Genomic DNA, 15,670 nt, shown 5'->3' on the forward strand with positions numbered 1-15,670 from the left:
ACAAGTAGCACTCGCTGTATTGGAGCGGTAGTTCAGTTGGTTAGAATATCGGCCTGTCACGCCGAGGGTCGCGGGTTCGAGTCCCGTCCGCTCCGCCAATAACAATAACTAAGGGCCTTTGGCCCTTTTTTATTTTTTACTCCTATTAGTAAGAAAGTCTTGCATAGGTTGTTTTCTTCGAAGCTTCAATCGCTTGGCCTAGAGTAATAATCCCACGCTCTTCTAACAGAGGAACTAGTTTCAAAAATACTTGCGCTGTAGCGACTGCATCAGAGCATGCATTGTGACGGTGCTCAATTTGCACGCCTAAGAGCGCCATACTGGATTCTAGGCTGTGAAGAGGCTGATTTGGGTAGGCTACTGCTGAAAGTAACAGGGTATCAATAACAGGTTGCTTAAATACAATGTGGGTTGATTGTTCTTTTAACTGCAAAAACCGCATATCAAATGCAACGTTATGACCGAGCAATACGCTACCCTCGCAAAACTTATAAAAAATAGGTAGCACCTGATCAATCGTGGGCTTTCCCTCCACTTCTGCTTGGCTTATCCCATGAATCTTGATGCTCTCTGAAGAAATTGATCTCCTCGGGTCAATGAGGGCCTCAAAGGTTTCATTCGTATGAATGTTTCCATTGGAAACTTTAAGTGCGCCAATTTGAATGATTTCATCACCATGACTTGGTTGTAAGCCCGTTGTTTCAGTATCAAACGCAGTGTAAATAAGGCTTGCCAATGGTCTATCCAAAAGCGAGGCATCTGCAGATCTATCGCATAGCGATTGATAGATGGAAATCTGCTCCTTAATCTTTTCTTCAATCTCGTCAATCTTATGATCCCGTTGATCGGCCAAGCGATTCATGGCATGAATGACTTCACGTAATTCTGGTGGACCTTGAAGATCGAGGCGTAGCTCTCGATTGCTGCTGAGCATCACTTTAAGACGCTCAGAAGTGGCAGCAATGCCACTAACATAGGTATTAAACAGTCGATTGAGCACAACAAAACCTAATATCAATGCACCTAAGGTGAGCGCAACTCCTAGAGGAAAAAGCTGCTGAAAGTACTGAAGAAAAATGGTGCGGTGTTCTTCGACCCCTTCAAACCAGGCATACAAGCCAAGTGTGAGAAAGGGGCCCGCCATGAGTACTGCCATGCCAATAGCAGCGATTAAATAACGCTGCCGAGCTGTTAGTTTTTCCAAGCATTACTCCTTGATATATTGCGCTACTTGCAGGAACAGAACCGATCTAGCGCATTTAAATGTACACCATTGAAGTGTTATATCTTTTTTTGATTGCTTGAAGGTGGCTTTGGTGCCGCTTTATAGATAGGTTCAACCGCAGGCATTAGAGCTGTCAATTGCTCAATTCGGGTTTCACCAGAAGGGTGGGTGGATAAAAATTCTGGAGAGTTTTTATCTTTAGTGGCCTTTAGCATCTTTTGCCAAACACTAATCGCACCCATAGGGTTATAGCCTGCTCTTGCAGCAAGCTCCAATCCAATGGCATCTGCTTCGGACTCATTTTCTCGTGAGTTGGGTAAAACAATTGCGTAGTGAGCCACTTGATTGGCGGCGCTGACTGCAGAGCCATAGGGGCCAGCTAGAGCCGTTGCAATATTTACTAATACATTTTGTGCTGCTGCTTGAGATACACGCTCTCTACCGTGCTCCCTTAAGGCATGAGCAATCTCATGGCCCATGATGGCAGCTATTTCATCGTCATTTAGATTGAGCTGCTCAATGATGCCAGTGTAAAAAGTAATCTTTCCACCAGGCGCACAAGTAGCGTTGAGTGTTGGGGCATTAATGAGAGTTAACTGCCAATCCCATTGTCTGGTGTCATCCCTAAATACCTCAGTCTGTGGAATCAGTCTATTCGCAATCAGCCTCAAGCGATCGTAAGTAGGTCCTGAGGTGACCAGTATATTTTTCTCTTTTGCTTTTTGGTTTTGCTCACTGTAACTCGCAGCAGAAAGACGATTTACATCTTCTGTTGAAGCCATCATGAATTGTGATCTGTTTATGCCTACTGCTCCTGGGCGAGTAGTGCTAGCACATGCCGAGAGTAGGGCAACAAGCGCAAGGACCCAATAGATACGAATGCTCAAATCAGATCCCTGCGTTTATTCAATACTGTTCACCTTACTTCTTTTTCGGTGTAGTGATAGATGCAGCCATTGCATCAAAATAAACTACCTTAACTTGCTCACCAACATTGACGTCAGCTAGCAACTGCGGGTTCTTTACCGTTACCATGGTAACTTTGCCACTAGGACCCTTAACGGAAACCAGTTTCTTGGGGCGATCGACGGCAATAATGTCAGCAATGATGGTGGTGGTGTTGGTAATCGTGCGAGTTGGTTTTTCACCTGGCTTCGAGGTCACCTCAGATGAGGTTTCCACTTTGCTACGAATGCCGTCACTCTTAGTCTTAATGAGTTCAATTGCAACAGCGAGTTCATAGGTAACGTTCAGGCGGTCACCTTTTTTGATCTGGTCAAAGTTCTTAATCTCAGGACCAGCAACGAACTTTGATTCACCTTCATTATTTTTAAAGAAAATTGTACGAGTCTTCTTGTCAATCTTAGTAACAGTACCCTCATATAACCGATAAATATTGTCAGTTATGGCTGCATCAACTACAACTGCATTTGGTGCACTTGGGGCTTGAGCCATCGTGAGTGCTGGGCCCGCCAAAAGAGCAGCGGCTAGCAGGGTACTTGGGGCGAATTTGATCTTCATATCTTTCCTTAATAATGTGTATTTCTACAGTGATATTAGCGTATTTTTACCCTCAATTTCACTTAAAGCGCCATCCTAAGGTGCTCAAGGAAATTTATAGGCTTCTTTGATAACATCAGTCCTTTCAGAGTGATTCAAGCTAAAGGAACTTCATGCCCCGATTTGCCGCCAACCTCACAATGCTATTTAATGAAGTGCCGTTCATGGAGCGTTTTGCGCTCGCCAAAACCGGCGGATTTAAGGCTGTTGAATTTCTATTTCCTTACGCCTTTGATGCTCAAGCGATTAAGCTGGCTTTGGATCACAACGCCCTCAAGCTCGCACTCCATAACCTACCTGCAGGTGATTGGGATGCTGGAGAGCGTGGAATTGCTTGCTTACCTGATCGGGTTGCTGAATTTCGTTCTGGTGTTGCAAAAGCAATTGAATATGCCTCGATTCTCGGCGTACCTCAGCTCAATTGCCTTGCTGGTAAGGTCCCAGCAGGATCTGATCCAAAGGTGCTGCACGATACCTTTGTCAATAATTTGCAATATGCCGCTGGTGAGCTCAAGAAAGCCGGCTTAAAGCTTTTGATTGAACCTATCAATACCTTTGATATGCCAGGCTTTTACTTGTCAAAGACAGAGCAGGGCATTGCCATTTTGGATGCCGTTGGAGCAGATAACGCTTTTTTACAATACGACATCTATCATGCCCAGCGCATGGAAGGCGAGCTTGGAAATACGATCCAAAAGTACTTTAGTCGCATTGCCCACATTCAGTTGGCCGACAATCCGGGTCGTAATGAGCCCGGTACCGGTGAAATCAACTACGACTATCTCTTTGGCTTATTAGATCGTCTGGGATATACCGGCTATATTGGTTGCGAGTACAAACCTCTCAAATCAACTGAAGCGGGCCTAGGATGGATGGGTCGGTATGAGCAGGAATGATGCAGCTCAGTTACAAGTTAGTGAATCAATAATGAAGTAAAGCGGAAAAATCAGTAAGTTAAATAATTAATAACTAAGGATGACATTATGAGTAAGTTAAAGCTAGGTTTTGTTGGTTTGGGAATTATGGGTGCTCCGATGGCGGGCCATTTAGTGGCTGCTGGCCACGAGGTATTCATCAATACCCGTAGCAAGATTCCGGAAGAGTTAGCCAATAGCGCTGCAATCCCTTGCTCTAGCCCCGCAGAAGTTGCCAGCAAAGCAGACATCATCATCACCATGGTGCCAGATACTCCTGATGTGGAAAAAGTTCTCTTTGGGGATCACGGCATTGCCCAAGGCTTAACAGCTGGCAAGATCGTCGTTGATATGAGTTCGATTTCTCCAATAGCAACCCAAGAGTTTGCTAAACGTATTAATGCTTTGGGCTGTGAATATGTCGACGCTCCAGTCTCAGGCGGTCAAGTAGGCGCAAAGGCAGCGAGCCTAACTATTATGGTGGGTGCAAGTGAATCTACCTTTGCAAAGGTAAAGCCTGTCTTTGAGTTGATGGGCAAAAATATCACCCTAGTTGGTGGCAATGGCGCCGGTCAAATTACAAAAGTAGCTAATCAAATTATTGTTGCCTTAAATATCGAAGCAGTTGCTGAAGCCTTAGTATTTGCTGCTAAAGCAGGCGCTGATCCCGCTAAGGTACGTGAGGCACTGATGGGAGGTTTTGCCAGCTCCAAGATTTTAGAAGTTCATGGTGAGCGCATGATCAAACGCACTTTTGACCCTGGCTTCAGAATCGAATTACATCAAAAAGATTTAAGCCTCGCACTCAGTAGCGCTAAGGCTTTAGGCGTATCACTACCAAATACTGCTACAGCCCAAGAATTATTGAACTCTTGCACTGCCCATGGCGGTAAGGCTTGGGATCACTCTGCTATGGTCAAGGCACTAGAAAAAATGGCGAACTTTGAAATTGGTCAAAAGGCTTAAGGCGCGCTGATGAGAACTTTGTTGGTTTACCTTCATGGCTTTCGTTCTTCACCCAACTCCACCAAGGCACTAATGACTGGTGAAGCGGTGAGGGCGCTTTCAAATACAGAAAATAGCTATGAATGGTATTGCCCACAATTGCTAGCATCACCAAAAGAAAGCATGGATATGGTGATCAAACGCATTGATCAATCTCAAGCTGATCGCATAGTCATTATCGGATCGTCTTTAGGTGGCTTTTATACAAATTACCTTGCAGAAAAATATCAATGCAAAGCGATTGCACTAAATCCTGCTGTATATGCGGCAAGGGAATTAGAGCCGCATGTCGGCATGATGACGGCATATGACAGCGAAGAGCCTTTCGATTTTAAGGCTGAGTACATTGATCAATTGCGTGCTTTGCAAGTTGAATCTATTTCCAATCCAGAGCGATATTTTTTAATTGCTGCTAAAGGGGATGAGTTACTCGATTGGAAAGAAATGGTTGCTTTTTACCCAGGTGCTAAACAGCTTATTCTTGAGGGAAGTGATCATGGGATTGCTGACTATGCCACCCATCTTCCAGCAGTGATCGAATTTATCGAGCATTAATGTCTTGATAGATCTATTTGGCGATCTGCTTTCATTCATTCGCAGAAAATCCCTGTGGATTTTGATTGCCGCAATTTTTTTATCCATTGCTGGCCACCTCATTTTATTTTTTGGACTCCCATTTATTTCTTTCGGCGCCCCGCCACCTATTGCTGAAGATCTGATTATCAAAACAGATCTTCGTGTTGATCCTCCAAAGAAGATTCAGATGGTCAGTACACCCAAGAAAAAAACTACGCCTAAGCAAACAAATGCAGTCTCAGCTGACCCATTGTCAGATCAGGGCAAAGGAGAGCAGGGCGCAGTTGGTAATCAATCAGGGCAAGCATTTCGTCTGCCTGAGTCTGGCACTTATTATTTTGATGCCTATGTTGATGGACAGCTTTATCAAACAGCACAGCTTGACTGGATAACAGAAGGCAATAACTATCGCCTATATATCAACATACCTTATGCCGTAGTTGGCCCCTTTGTTTTTGAATCACGTGGCTCTGTTGATGCTTATGGAATAGCACCATCCATTTATTGGACCCAGCGCGGCACTAAACCACCGCGCTACTCCCGCTTTGATCGTGATCAAAATGGAGCAGGGAAGATGTACTTCTCTGAAAAGCCGGAGTTCACCCCCGATCTTCTCCCCGGGACTCAGGATCGATTTAGCCTCATGTTCCAATTTGCCTCGCTTCTAAACGGTAGCGACAAAATCGATGAAGCGGGGAGTATTCGTGCACTTCCCGTAGTTGACTACAACACGTTGGAGATGTGGCAATTTAAGAGCTACGGTGAAGTTGAGTCCGAAGACGTTCCGAGTTTGGGTAAATCTATAAATAGGCATTACGCCCTCATGCAACGCGAGAACGATCCATACAAGCGGCAGGTAGATATTTGGTTGGCGAGGGACCTAGATTGGCTTCCAGGAAGAATGCGCTCTCTAGAGTCCAATGGTCGGGTCCTTGAGCTTGTTTTTAAGCAAAGAGAACCAATAGATAAGTCCAAGTTGGTTAATTAAACCAAAAAACCTTCTTTTAAGGATGCCGCTTAGAAACCGGAGCCTGATTTTTGATTTTGATTGGATCTACCTAATAATGCGCCCATCATGGAATACAAGGCGGCCCCAGACATCGAGACGGCAAAGATTCCGGAGAATGAAATGATGATGGGCAAGATTCTCCATTGCTCAGACAAGTTATAAGTGCCAAATCCCACCGTGGTGTACATCTCGCCGGCAAAATAGAAGGTCTGCGGATTAGTTGGAAATACTTGCAAAGCTACACAGAGATAAGCCCAAGCAACGATTTCTGATAAATGACTGGCAATAATCAACAAAATTGCGATGAAATACGACAGGAAATTAGCCCCATATACCCGTTTGTTCTCCAGCTTTTGATCTAGCCAATGGAATGCGCCTGCAATCATCAGAACGGCCACGCCATGAAATGTCAGCATGAGGCATGCCAGCACCAACACAAACCAAATCTGGCTGTTTCCCATATCTGTATTGATCTCAGCGAATAGGGTATTGAAACTCGGTAGATTGTGAAAGCCAGGGAGTTTGGCTATTTGCTCTAGTAGGTCCATATTGTTTTTGCTTCTGTCTTTATTTACTTTAATATCTTATTTGACATAATAATGATTATACGCAACAAGCGATAATGTCAATTATGTAGGTGACTTCTTAGGTCCGCCTGGATAAGGCTCTTTATAAAGCTTTACCCATCTTGATTTCAAGCCATCACGAATGTCATCCTTACCAAATAACTGGGCAATATCAATCGCGGTATAGCCTTCATGATTCCTCAAACTCAAGTCGGCGCCATTGTCTAAAAGGTATTTAATCAGCTGTTCATTGCCAGATCCTATAGCCATCATCAGAGGCGTTGTTTCGCTGGGACTAAAGGCATTAACTCTAGCTCCGTGAGCCATCAAGAATTCGACAATTTGAAGATGCCCGTTAGTAGCCGCATAGTGAATTGGCGCCCAGCCTTGCTTGTTCACAGATGCCTTCTTATCTAAAACCAGCATCTTAACTGTTGGGAGGTCTCCATCGAATGCCGCCATCATCAGTGCATTTTCACCACTCTTATTAGCCAAATTCACGTTAGTGGCAGGATTTGCAAGGAGTAAATCCGTCACTTTCTTAGATTTATCGCGGATGGCGACTATTAACATTGGATTACCCTTGGGATCTAAGGTATTTGGGCTAATGCCAGCCTTCAAGAGCGATTGAACCTCAGAAACATCATCAAACTTAGCGGCCTTAGTAAAGTCATCAATTTGATCGGCCGATTGCGCAAATAAGCTACTGGAAAGGCACAATGTAACTGCATTTACAGCGAAAATGAATTTAAATGAATCTCTCATGAAGTTGCTCTATTTATTTGAAAACATTGGAAAAAATTACTAGAAGTTCGCTCGGCTATCTCATCAACAGAGACGCCTTTGAGATTGGCTACAAACTCACCAACCTTAGAGACCCAGGCAGGCTCATTGGTCTTGCCGCGATAAGGAATTGGGGCTAAATAAGGCGAATCCGTTTCAATCAACATGCGATCCAGCGGGACATATTTGCAAGTCTCCTGAAGATCTTTGGCGCTCTTAAAGGTCACAATGCCTGAAAACGAGATATAAAAGCCCATATCCATAGCTGCCTTGGCTACCTCAGTCGTTTCTGTAAAGCAGTGCATAACCCCGCCAATCTGATCAGCGCCCTCTTTTTTTAGGATTTTGAGCGTATCTACTGAAGACGAGCGTGTATGAATGATGAGAGGCTTTTTCGAGGCTACGGCAGCTCTAATATGAGTCCTAAATCGATCTCTTTGCCATTCCATGGATTCGTAGCTACGATCACCCATGCGGTAATAGTCCAAACCAGTCTCACCTATAGCAACGATTTTGGGGTGTTTAGCCTCTTCAATCAAAAACTCAAAGCTAGGTTCTGGGGTGTCTTCATAGTCTGGATGAACTCCGACAGAGGCATATAAATGAGCATGATCCTCAGCAAGTTTCCGCACTTTCGGAAAATCTGGGATATCAACCGAAATACAAAGTGCGTGAGTAACCTTGCAGGCAGCCATATTGGCTAAAACCTCAGGAAGTCTGGCTTGAAATTCTGGGAAATCGAGATGGCAGTGTGAGTCTATAAACATGACTCACCATTTTAATCTTCAAATACCTGCTGGTATTGGGAAAGTAAGGCTTCCAATTGAATGCGTGTAGCCAGGGGGTGATTTTCATGACGCCGCGCCTGTGTCAAAGATTTCCAGAAACGAAGCAACTTTGGCAGGCGGACTTGTTTGGCTAGAGCCTTAATTGAGTCCTTATGCTTTGGGTAATAACGGGGTGAGCCTAATTGCGCGCAACTCTGCAGGTCTGAGACCCAGCGCTGCATTGTGGTCAGCAAAACTGAATAGCGTGCCTTTTGCGTCTTGTCGGCAGCATCCAACCAATTTATGCGAGCACCCTGCGACATCGCTTGCAATAAATATCGTGATGCCTGAATGACTATAGTGAGCTCATCTTTTTCATCCTGGTTGTGGCGCGCAATTAAGGAATCTAAAACTGCATATGGTGCCCCGCCCTGTTCATCATAGATAGACTCAATATCGGCATCGCTCATTTTTAGGCCAGGCACTTTATTGAGCTGATTACGCAACCAGCTTAGTCCAGTTAATCGATCTGGTCGTGGTGCAGAAAGTAGGCGACAGCGTGAGCGAATTGTAGGCAAAACACGATCTAGGCGATCGGCAAGCAAAATAAAGATCGTATTTTTGGGCGGCTCTTCGAGAGACTTCAATAAAGTATTCGCAGAGTCCGGTCTCAACATTTCTAGTGGATAAACCAAAATTACTCGATTGCCACCACGGTGAGATCCAATAGATAGCGCTTCAATTGCACTCCGAGCATCTTCAATGGCAATGGTCTTTTTCTCCTTCTTCTCGGGTCCATCCCCATCGCTATCGGCTTGGGCGGCCTTAGATTTTTTAGGAGAGTCAACTTCAGAATCAAAATCACCATGAGGCAACAGTTTGCGATGTGTCTCGGGCACCAGGGCAACAAAATCGGGGTGGTTACCAGAGTCAAACCACCGGCAAGCCTCGCATTGGTTGCAGGGCTTCACCTCGGATGATGATTCACATAAAAGCGCTTTAGCTAATTCAATGGAAAACTCAAACTTGCCAATACCTGATTGACCATGAATCAATACCGCGTTCGGAAATACAGTTAGATCAAGGCCAGCCCAAATGGACTCTAGCCAGGGCGCTATTTTCTTTTCCGACTCAATTGGGAACATCAGGTCACTCATTTAGAGTTTGATCTCGAGTGACTCAAGTTCATTCCAAATTGCATCTGGTGTTCTAGTGGCATCTACAAGATAAAAGCGTTTGGGATCTGCTTTTGCTCTACGCAAATACTCTTGACGAACCTTCTCAAAAAAATCTAGATCCATCTTTTCAAATTTATCAGGCGCCCTCACCTTTGATCTTCTAGTTTCGGCAATTGAGCCGGGCAAATCAAACAGAAAAGTTAGATTCGGTTGAAGTAATGTGCCATCTGGACGCCCTTGCACCCAACGCTCTAAATCATTTAGCTTGCTCAGGCTTAAGCCCCGCCCCCCACCTTGATAAGCAAAGCTAGCATCGGTAAAGCGATCGGAAATAACAATCTTCCCGGCCTGTAATGCAGGCTCTATTACTTGAGCAATATGTTCTCGACGAGCCGCGAACATCAGCAAGGCTTCCGTTTCTAAGTTCATGGGGGCATCGAGTAATAAGGCACGCAGCTGCTCACCTAACTGGGTGCCGCCTGGCTCTCGAGTCATGACAACTTCACGGTCTGGATAGCGCTGTTTTAATAACTGGCTAAAAGACTCGATATGCGTACTCTTGCCGGCACCATCAATACCCTCAAAACTAATGAAATAACCTGGAAATTGAGTTGCCATAAGAATTATTGTGAATTTGATTTAGCTGGGGCATTACGTTTGCGTTGAAATTGATCAACAGCACTTTCATGCTCTTTCAATGTTTTGGAAAAATGACTGCTGCCATCACCACGCGCCACAAAATAGATTGCATCACTTTTTTCCGGATTGATCACGGCCTGGAGAGACTCCTTACTTGGCATTGCTATCGGAGTGGGTGGTAAACCTTTGCGCATATAAGTATTGTAGGGACTGTCTTTACGTAAATCTGCTTTTCGAAGATTACCGTCAAATTGAGGGCCAATGCCGTAAATCACCGTTGGATCTGTCTGTAATGGCATATTCAAATTCAGTCGATTGACAAATACTGCGGCAACTAAGGATCGGTCACTAGAGCGCCCAGTCTCCTTTTCTACTATTGAACCAAGGATGAGAAGCTCATAAGGTGTTTTAAGTGGCAAGGCCTCATCTTTTTGTCCCCAAACAGCATTAAGCTGCTTTTGCATTGCCTGAGAAGCCCTTCTGTAAATTGAGATATCTGAGTCATCTGGGTCAAAAATATAGGTATCCGGATAGAAAAGTCCCTCATCTCCCGGATAGAAGAGGCCAAGAGCTTGCAACAGCTCCTTAGAGCTCATGCCCTTGGTTTGATGAATCAGAGCTGGGTGATTGTCAATTAAAGCTCTCAGCTGCCATATAGTCATGCCAGGAATAATCGCGATGCTTTCTCGTACCCGATCACCACGCGCGATTTGTAACAAAATATTGCCTAAGCTAGCGCGAGTAGGTAGTTGGTAGGTTCCCGGCTTTAGCTTTGAGCTAAGAAATAGCGCTCTTGCGGCAATCTGAAAGGTCAGTACATTTGACGATATGCCTTGAGCCGCTAACTGCTTAGAAATCGACGATAGGCCAGATTGAGGGGCAATCTTAATTCTGTAGGCGGAGCCCTCAGGAATATTGGATGCGGAAGGCACGACAGGCCATAAAAAGATGGCAGCGTATATAAGAATTAGAATGCCAATTAGGGACAATACAAAGGATTTCCAGCCCCCAAACTTGGAATGCTTGATGAAAAGAGTTCTTCTCTGAAATTTTCTGCTCATCAAGCTATGATAAAAGCACATGACCCTCAGCCCTAAAAACCCCCAATGCCAATGACCTTTTTGAACCATGGATCCACCCTTCTTCCCAATTGGGGTTTAATTCTGGTCGAAGGCCCTGATGCAGCTACCCTCCTTCAAAGTCAGCTCAGTAATTCAGTGTTGGGCTTGAAGCGCACTGTTTCAGGAGAGATCGCCCAAGGACTTGGTTCGGTTCGCCTGGTGGGATATTGCAGTCCTAAAGGGCGTCTCTTAGCTAGTGCGTGGCTTGGCTTATTTCCAGAATCTCCCGACTCAGAAGATCGCTTTGCACTTTTTGTCTCTAAAGATATTGCCGCTAGTATTGCCAAACGACTGTCGATGTATGTTCTGCGGTCAAAAGTAAAAGTTGTTGACGCCTCAAATGATTGGGAAATTCTTGGTGCATATCGAGATGATCACAATCTTGAATCAGCCAATCAACTGAATAACTCTCTTGTCTTGCGGATGCCAGATGTTTCAATTTCCAATCACACATTTGAGCGCTTACTCATTGCCAAAAGAAAATCTGAATCCAGCGAATCGATCATCGAGGTTGATGCTCTAGCGCAATGGGATCGCCTCGAGGTATTAAGTGGTATCCCTCGGATTGTCTTAGCAACCCAAGAGCAATTTGTCCCGCAAATGGTCAATTTTGAATCTGTAGCAGGCGTTGATTTTAAAAAAGGTTGTTACCCTGGGCAAGAGATTGTTGCTAGAAGCCAATACCGTGGTGCAGTTAAGCGTAGGTTACAACTTGCCAGTAGCAATTTAAGTGCATCTGCGCTGGATTTTGCTAAACCAGGTGTAGAGCTATTTCACGAAAGCGATTCCACTCAGCCTTGCGGTATGGTGGTACTTGCAGCGACTAAGCCAGAAAATGCAGATCAAATGGATTTTCAGATTGAATGCAAGCTAGATGCTCTTGAGGCTGGGGAAATCCATCTAGGCATGCCTACCGGCCCTGTGTTAAAAATAGGCACACTACCCTATCCTTTATTAGAAATTTAATTTCATTATTAGCCCCACTTATCCCATATGTGCTTAATTCTCTTTGCCTGGAAGTCACATCCAGACTACCCTTTGGTAGTAGCGGCAAATCGAGATGAGTTTTATGAGCGTGACACTGACCCCCTGGGTTGGTGGGAAGAACACCCTCATGTTTTAGCTGGAAAAGATCGAGCTGATGTATTGGGTAGCCCAGGAACTTGGCTGGGCTTTACTAAAACAGGTCGCTTTGCTGCGCTAACTAATGTCAGGGCACCTAGTGAAAAAAATCCAGATGCCAGAACACGCGGAGAGCTCAGCCTTCGCTACCTGACAGGTCAGCATAAGCCACATGCTTATGTTCAAGAAAACGCAAAGCGATTTGATCAATACAATGGCTTTAATCTACTCATGGCAGATCTCAGTGATCCTGAGAATGCTGAGATGCATTGGGTAAGCAATCGCCTGATGATGGGTCAAAATATTCGCCCAAGAAAAGTGTTTCCTGAGCAAGCTCTTAGTCCTGGTGTCTATGGTCTATCGAATGCCATGCTCGACACACCATGGCCCAAAGTGAACCATCGAGTTGCAGCATTTGCTCAAACATTGGCAATGGATAGTGGCCAACTGAAGAACGCAGATCACTACTTACGCGTATTGGCCGATACCCATGAAGCTAGTCCACAGGAGCTGCCTAGTACTGGTGTGAACCCAGATTGGGAAAGAGCCCTATCAGCAGCATTTATCAAGACACCATCTTACGGAACGCGTTCTAGTACCATTTTGCGCGTTCGCAATGATGGTCAGTTCGAAATGGTGGAAAGACGTTTTGATGCCAATGGCACTGTAGGCCACGATGTTGTCACTGGAGAGCTCAGCTCTGCCCCCGGATCAAACCTATCGGTATAGCCTACCGATCAAGGCAGAGTTATTTCTGCTGACGCGAATCCTCATTGATGACTCGTTCGCCATTTGCATCTTTAGTGGCGAGTCTTTTTAGAAACTGAAAGGTTCCTGTTGCCATGCAACAGATCTCACCCTGATCGTTATAGAGCTTTGCCTCACAAAAAGCCATTGTGGCAGTTCGACGAACAGTATCGGCCTTCACACGCAAGATGCCATTAGCTGCCTGCATAAAGTTATTTTTCATCTCCACTGTCACAACACTGCGATCGCCTGGATCACTGGATCGAGCGGCAACAGCCATAGCAACATCCATCAGCGTGAGCAATACACCACCATGGGCTACATCCCAGGTATTGGTATGCTCGGGCTTGAGGGCAAGCAGTATTTCACCTTTACCCATTTCAGCGCTGATAAGACGAACGCCAAGCAATTTTAAAAAGGGGACGTTGAGCTCTTCACCCAGATTGGCAAGCTGAGTTGCCGCATTCAGTTGTACTTTATTTGTCATAGGGTCATTTTAGAGGCTTCTGCGGTACTTGTGAATTACCCATAGAATACAAATATGCCTTTTACCCTCCGTGGCGATGATGTATGCCAAGCAACCCCACCTACCCCACTGCCCAATCTCTACTGGGTTGCATTCTCACCAGCTGTCGCAAAGCTAATCGATTTGGAGATTGGAAATGATGGATTGCCTAAAGATCCCGAATGGCTGGAGGTACTGGGGGGAAATCAGCTGAATGTAGGTGCGCATAGATTTTCTAATCCGATTTCAACGGCATATAGCGGACATCAATTTGGAACATGGGCAGGCCAATTAGGCGATGGTCGCGCAATCCTACTGGGTGATATCAATCATTTAGAGCTACAGTTAAAAGGTGCCGGTAGAACGCACTACTCCAGAATGGGTGACGGAAGAGCAGTCTTAAGATCGTCTATTCGAGAATTTCTGTGTAGCGAAGCAATGCATGCGCTTGGTATACCTACTAGCCGCGCTCTTTCCGTGGTTGGATCTAAACAGGCAGTTAGACGTGAAACCATGGAAACAGCTGCGGTATGTTCGCGCATTGCCCCAAGCTTTATTCGTATTGGCCACTTTGAACACTTTGCTTCACTTCAAAATATTGTGCGCTTGAAGGAGTTGGCGGATCTGCTTATTTCAGAATTTTATCCAGAGTGTGTATCCACACAGGATCCCTATTTAAACTTATTTAAAGAGATTAGCGCCCGCAATGCGAAATTAGTTGCTCAGTGGCAGTCAGTAGGATTTTGTCATGGCGTTTTAAATAGTGACAACATTAGCGCTCTAGGCCTGACTATTGACTATGGCCCTTTTGGGTTTTTAGATCATTTTGAAATCGACCATATCTGTAATCATAGTGATCATGGAGGTAGATATGCATATCATCGTCAGCCCCAAATCATGCATTGGAATATGGCCTGCCTTGCGAGTGCAATGCTTCCCCTGTTAGAGCTGGAGCATTCTGCGGAAGAGTCGCAAGACCTCTTGCGCTCCGCCCTAGAAGAATTTCCATTGATTTATGCAAAAGAGTGGCAACAAGCATTTCGACTAAAACTAGGATTGCAATCAGAACAGGATGGCGACATAGAGTTAATTGAACGTCTACTCCAGGCCATGCATGATTCAAAAGTGGATTTCACGAATTTCTTTCGAAATCTGAGCAATCTCAAAAAAGAATCCAAGCTAACAGAGATCTTGCAAAGGGATGAATTTGTCGATCGTGAACATATTGATCAATGGTTTGCCGACTACATCAATAGACTTCAATCCGAGACTAAATCTGATGATGATAGAAAAAAATTGATGGATGCAGTCAACCCCAAATATATTCTGAGGAATCACTTAGCTCAAGCTGCAATTGAAAAAGCTCAGCAAGATGATTTTTCTGAAGTAGATGTCTTATTCAGAATATTGAGTAAGCCATTCGATGAGCAGTTAGCATTGCATCATTATTCAAAACCACCGCCACTGGATCTGCAGCGAGTCGCAGTCAGTTGCTCTTCTTAATCAAACAAATTCATTGCCATGACAAAGAAAACGGATCAGGAATACAGAAATACATTGAGTGACACTCAATACCGGGTAACGCGTGAGGCTGCAACAGAGAGGCCTTTTACCGGTAAGTATTGGGATCACTGGGAAAATGGTCAATATCGCTGCATTTGCTGCGATACCCCACTATTTCAATCATCGACCAAGTTCGATGCAGGTTGCGGTTGGCCTAGCTATAACGCACCTGAGAACGCTACAGCGATTACCGAAGTTAAGGATATGTCCCATGGGATGATTCGAACTGAGGTCCGCTGCACCCATTGTGATGCGCATTTGGGACACGTATTTGAAGATGGCCCTCAGCCTACAGGACTTCGCTACTGTATTAACTCAGCATCCTTAAGATTTGAACCTTCTGAGAATGCCGCTGCCACGAAAACTGAATAATTCTGAAATAGCTGGATA

Annotated in this window: 18 protein-coding genes and 1 tRNA gene; 9 read left to right on the forward strand and 10 right to left on the reverse strand. The window is 44.9% G+C overall.

Annotated elements, in window-relative coordinates:
* Positions 1-21: 21 nt before the first annotated feature.
* Positions 22-98, forward strand: a tRNA-Asp gene (locus FD975_RS05140).
* Between the two features lie 47 nt (positions 99-145).
* On the opposite strand, the gene FD975_RS05145 is transcribed toward FD975_RS05140, so the two are convergent.
* From FD975_RS05145 to FD975_RS05155, 3 genes are all read right to left on the reverse strand, one after another.
* Positions 146-1,204 carry a PolC-type DNA polymerase III gene (locus FD975_RS05145; protein ID WP_215303650.1) on the reverse strand — a complete coding sequence of 353 codons (1,059 nt, stop codon included), beginning with the start codon at positions 1,202-1,204 and terminating at the stop codon, positions 146-148.
* Positions 1,205-1,281: 77 nt separating this feature from the next.
* A complete protein-coding gene (locus tag FD975_RS05150; RefSeq protein ID WP_215303656.1) occupies positions 1,282-2,010 on the reverse strand; it encodes a M48 family metallopeptidase in 729 nt (242 codons plus the stop codon).
* Positions 2,011-2,146: 136 nt separating this feature from the next.
* Positions 2,147-2,746 carry a hypothetical protein gene (locus FD975_RS05155; RefSeq protein ID WP_215303658.1) on the reverse strand — a complete coding sequence of 200 codons (600 nt, stop codon included), beginning with the start codon at positions 2,744-2,746 and terminating at the stop codon, positions 2,147-2,149.
* A gap of 152 nt (positions 2,747-2,898) precedes the next feature.
* Between FD975_RS05155 and hyi the strand changes: the two genes are divergently transcribed.
* The 4 genes from hyi to FD975_RS05175 all read left to right on the forward strand — a co-directional run bounded on the left by hyi (position 2,899) and on the right by FD975_RS05175 (position 6,268).
* Positions 2,899-3,681: a hydroxypyruvate isomerase gene (gene hyi / locus FD975_RS05160; protein WP_215303661.1), complete on the forward strand. Its 783-nt coding sequence runs from the start codon at positions 2,899-2,901 to the stop codon at positions 3,679-3,681.
* Between the two features lie 87 nt (positions 3,682-3,768).
* The gene (locus FD975_RS05165) at positions 3,769-4,665 is read left to right on the forward strand and encodes a 2-hydroxy-3-oxopropionate reductase (RefSeq protein WP_215303663.1); all 897 of its coding nucleotides are present in this window, start codon (positions 3,769-3,771) and stop codon (positions 4,663-4,665) included.
* Positions 4,666-4,674: 9 nt separating this feature from the next.
* Positions 4,675-5,259 carry a YqiA/YcfP family alpha/beta fold hydrolase gene (locus FD975_RS05170; RefSeq protein WP_215303665.1) on the forward strand — a complete coding sequence of 195 codons (585 nt, stop codon included), beginning with the start codon at positions 4,675-4,677 and terminating at the stop codon, positions 5,257-5,259.
* 61 nt (positions 5,260-5,320) lie between these two features.
* Positions 5,321-6,268 (forward strand): DUF3108 domain-containing protein, encoded by a 948-nt coding sequence (locus tag FD975_RS05175; protein ID WP_251371431.1) that lies wholly within the window; start codon positions 5,321-5,323, stop codon positions 6,266-6,268.
* Between the two features lie 29 nt (positions 6,269-6,297).
* Here the strand turns inward: FD975_RS05175 and FD975_RS05180 are convergent, their stop codons facing one another.
* From FD975_RS05180 to mltG, 6 genes are all read right to left on the reverse strand, one after another.
* Positions 6,298-6,750: an ion channel gene (locus tag FD975_RS05180; protein WP_251371432.1), complete on the reverse strand. Its 453-nt coding sequence runs from the start codon at positions 6,748-6,750 to the stop codon at positions 6,298-6,300.
* Between the two features lie 168 nt (positions 6,751-6,918).
* Positions 6,919-7,620: an ankyrin repeat domain-containing protein gene (locus tag FD975_RS05185; protein ID WP_215303668.1), complete on the reverse strand. Its 702-nt coding sequence runs from the start codon at positions 7,618-7,620 to the stop codon at positions 6,919-6,921.
* Positions 7,617-8,405, reverse strand: a complete 789-nt coding sequence (locus FD975_RS05190; RefSeq protein ID WP_215303670.1) for a TatD family hydrolase — start codon at positions 8,403-8,405, stop codon at positions 7,617-7,619. Before FD975_RS05190 ends, FD975_RS05185 begins: the two co-directional genes overlap by 4 nt.
* An 11-nt stretch (positions 8,406-8,416) precedes the next feature.
* Positions 8,417-9,562, reverse strand: a complete 1,146-nt coding sequence (locus FD975_RS05195; RefSeq protein WP_251371433.1) for a DNA polymerase III subunit delta' — start codon at positions 9,560-9,562, stop codon at positions 8,417-8,419.
* Positions 9,563-10,201 (reverse strand): dTMP kinase, encoded by a 639-nt coding sequence (gene tmk / locus FD975_RS05200; protein ID WP_215303672.1) that lies wholly within the window; start codon positions 10,199-10,201, stop codon positions 9,563-9,565. It abuts the gene before it with no gap.
* 5 nt (positions 10,202-10,206) lie between these two features.
* A complete protein-coding gene (gene mltG, locus FD975_RS05205) occupies positions 10,207-11,283 on the reverse strand; it encodes an endolytic transglycosylase MltG (protein WP_215303674.1) in 1,077 nt (358 codons plus the stop codon).
* A gap of 45 nt (positions 11,284-11,328) precedes the next feature.
* Here mltG and FD975_RS05210 point away from each other — a divergent pair, with 45 nt between their 5' ends.
* Together FD975_RS05210 and FD975_RS05215 are read left to right on the forward strand one after the other, a co-directional pair.
* Complete coding sequence (locus FD975_RS05210; RefSeq protein ID WP_215303676.1) at positions 11,329-12,309, forward strand: folate-binding protein YgfZ; 981 nt, start codon at positions 11,329-11,331, stop codon at positions 12,307-12,309.
* 27 nt (positions 12,310-12,336) lie between these two features.
* Positions 12,337-13,194 (forward strand): NRDE family protein, encoded by an 858-nt coding sequence (locus FD975_RS05215; RefSeq protein ID WP_215303678.1) that lies wholly within the window; start codon positions 12,337-12,339, stop codon positions 13,192-13,194.
* Between the two features lie 19 nt (positions 13,195-13,213).
* Here the strand turns inward: FD975_RS05215 and FD975_RS05220 are convergent, their stop codons facing one another.
* Positions 13,214-13,699 (reverse strand): PaaI family thioesterase, encoded by a 486-nt coding sequence (locus tag FD975_RS05220; protein WP_215300764.1) that lies wholly within the window; start codon positions 13,697-13,699, stop codon positions 13,214-13,216.
* A 54-nt stretch (positions 13,700-13,753) separates the two neighbouring features.
* Here FD975_RS05220 and FD975_RS05225 point away from each other — a divergent pair, with 54 nt between their 5' ends.
* Complete coding sequence (locus FD975_RS05225; RefSeq protein WP_215300766.1) at positions 13,754-15,220, forward strand: YdiU family protein; 1,467 nt, start codon at positions 13,754-13,756, stop codon at positions 15,218-15,220.
* An 18-nt stretch (positions 15,221-15,238) separates the two neighbouring features.
* Complete coding sequence (gene msrB, locus FD975_RS05230; protein WP_215300768.1) at positions 15,239-15,652, forward strand: peptide-methionine (R)-S-oxide reductase MsrB; 414 nt, start codon at positions 15,239-15,241, stop codon at positions 15,650-15,652.
* The last annotated feature ends 18 nt before the right edge of the window (positions 15,653-15,670 follow it).

This window comes from Polynucleobacter sp. AP-Jannik-300A-C4 (genome assembly GCF_018688335.1).
In the GTDB taxonomy this organism is placed as follows: domain Bacteria; phylum Pseudomonadota; class Gammaproteobacteria; order Burkholderiales; family Burkholderiaceae; genus Polynucleobacter.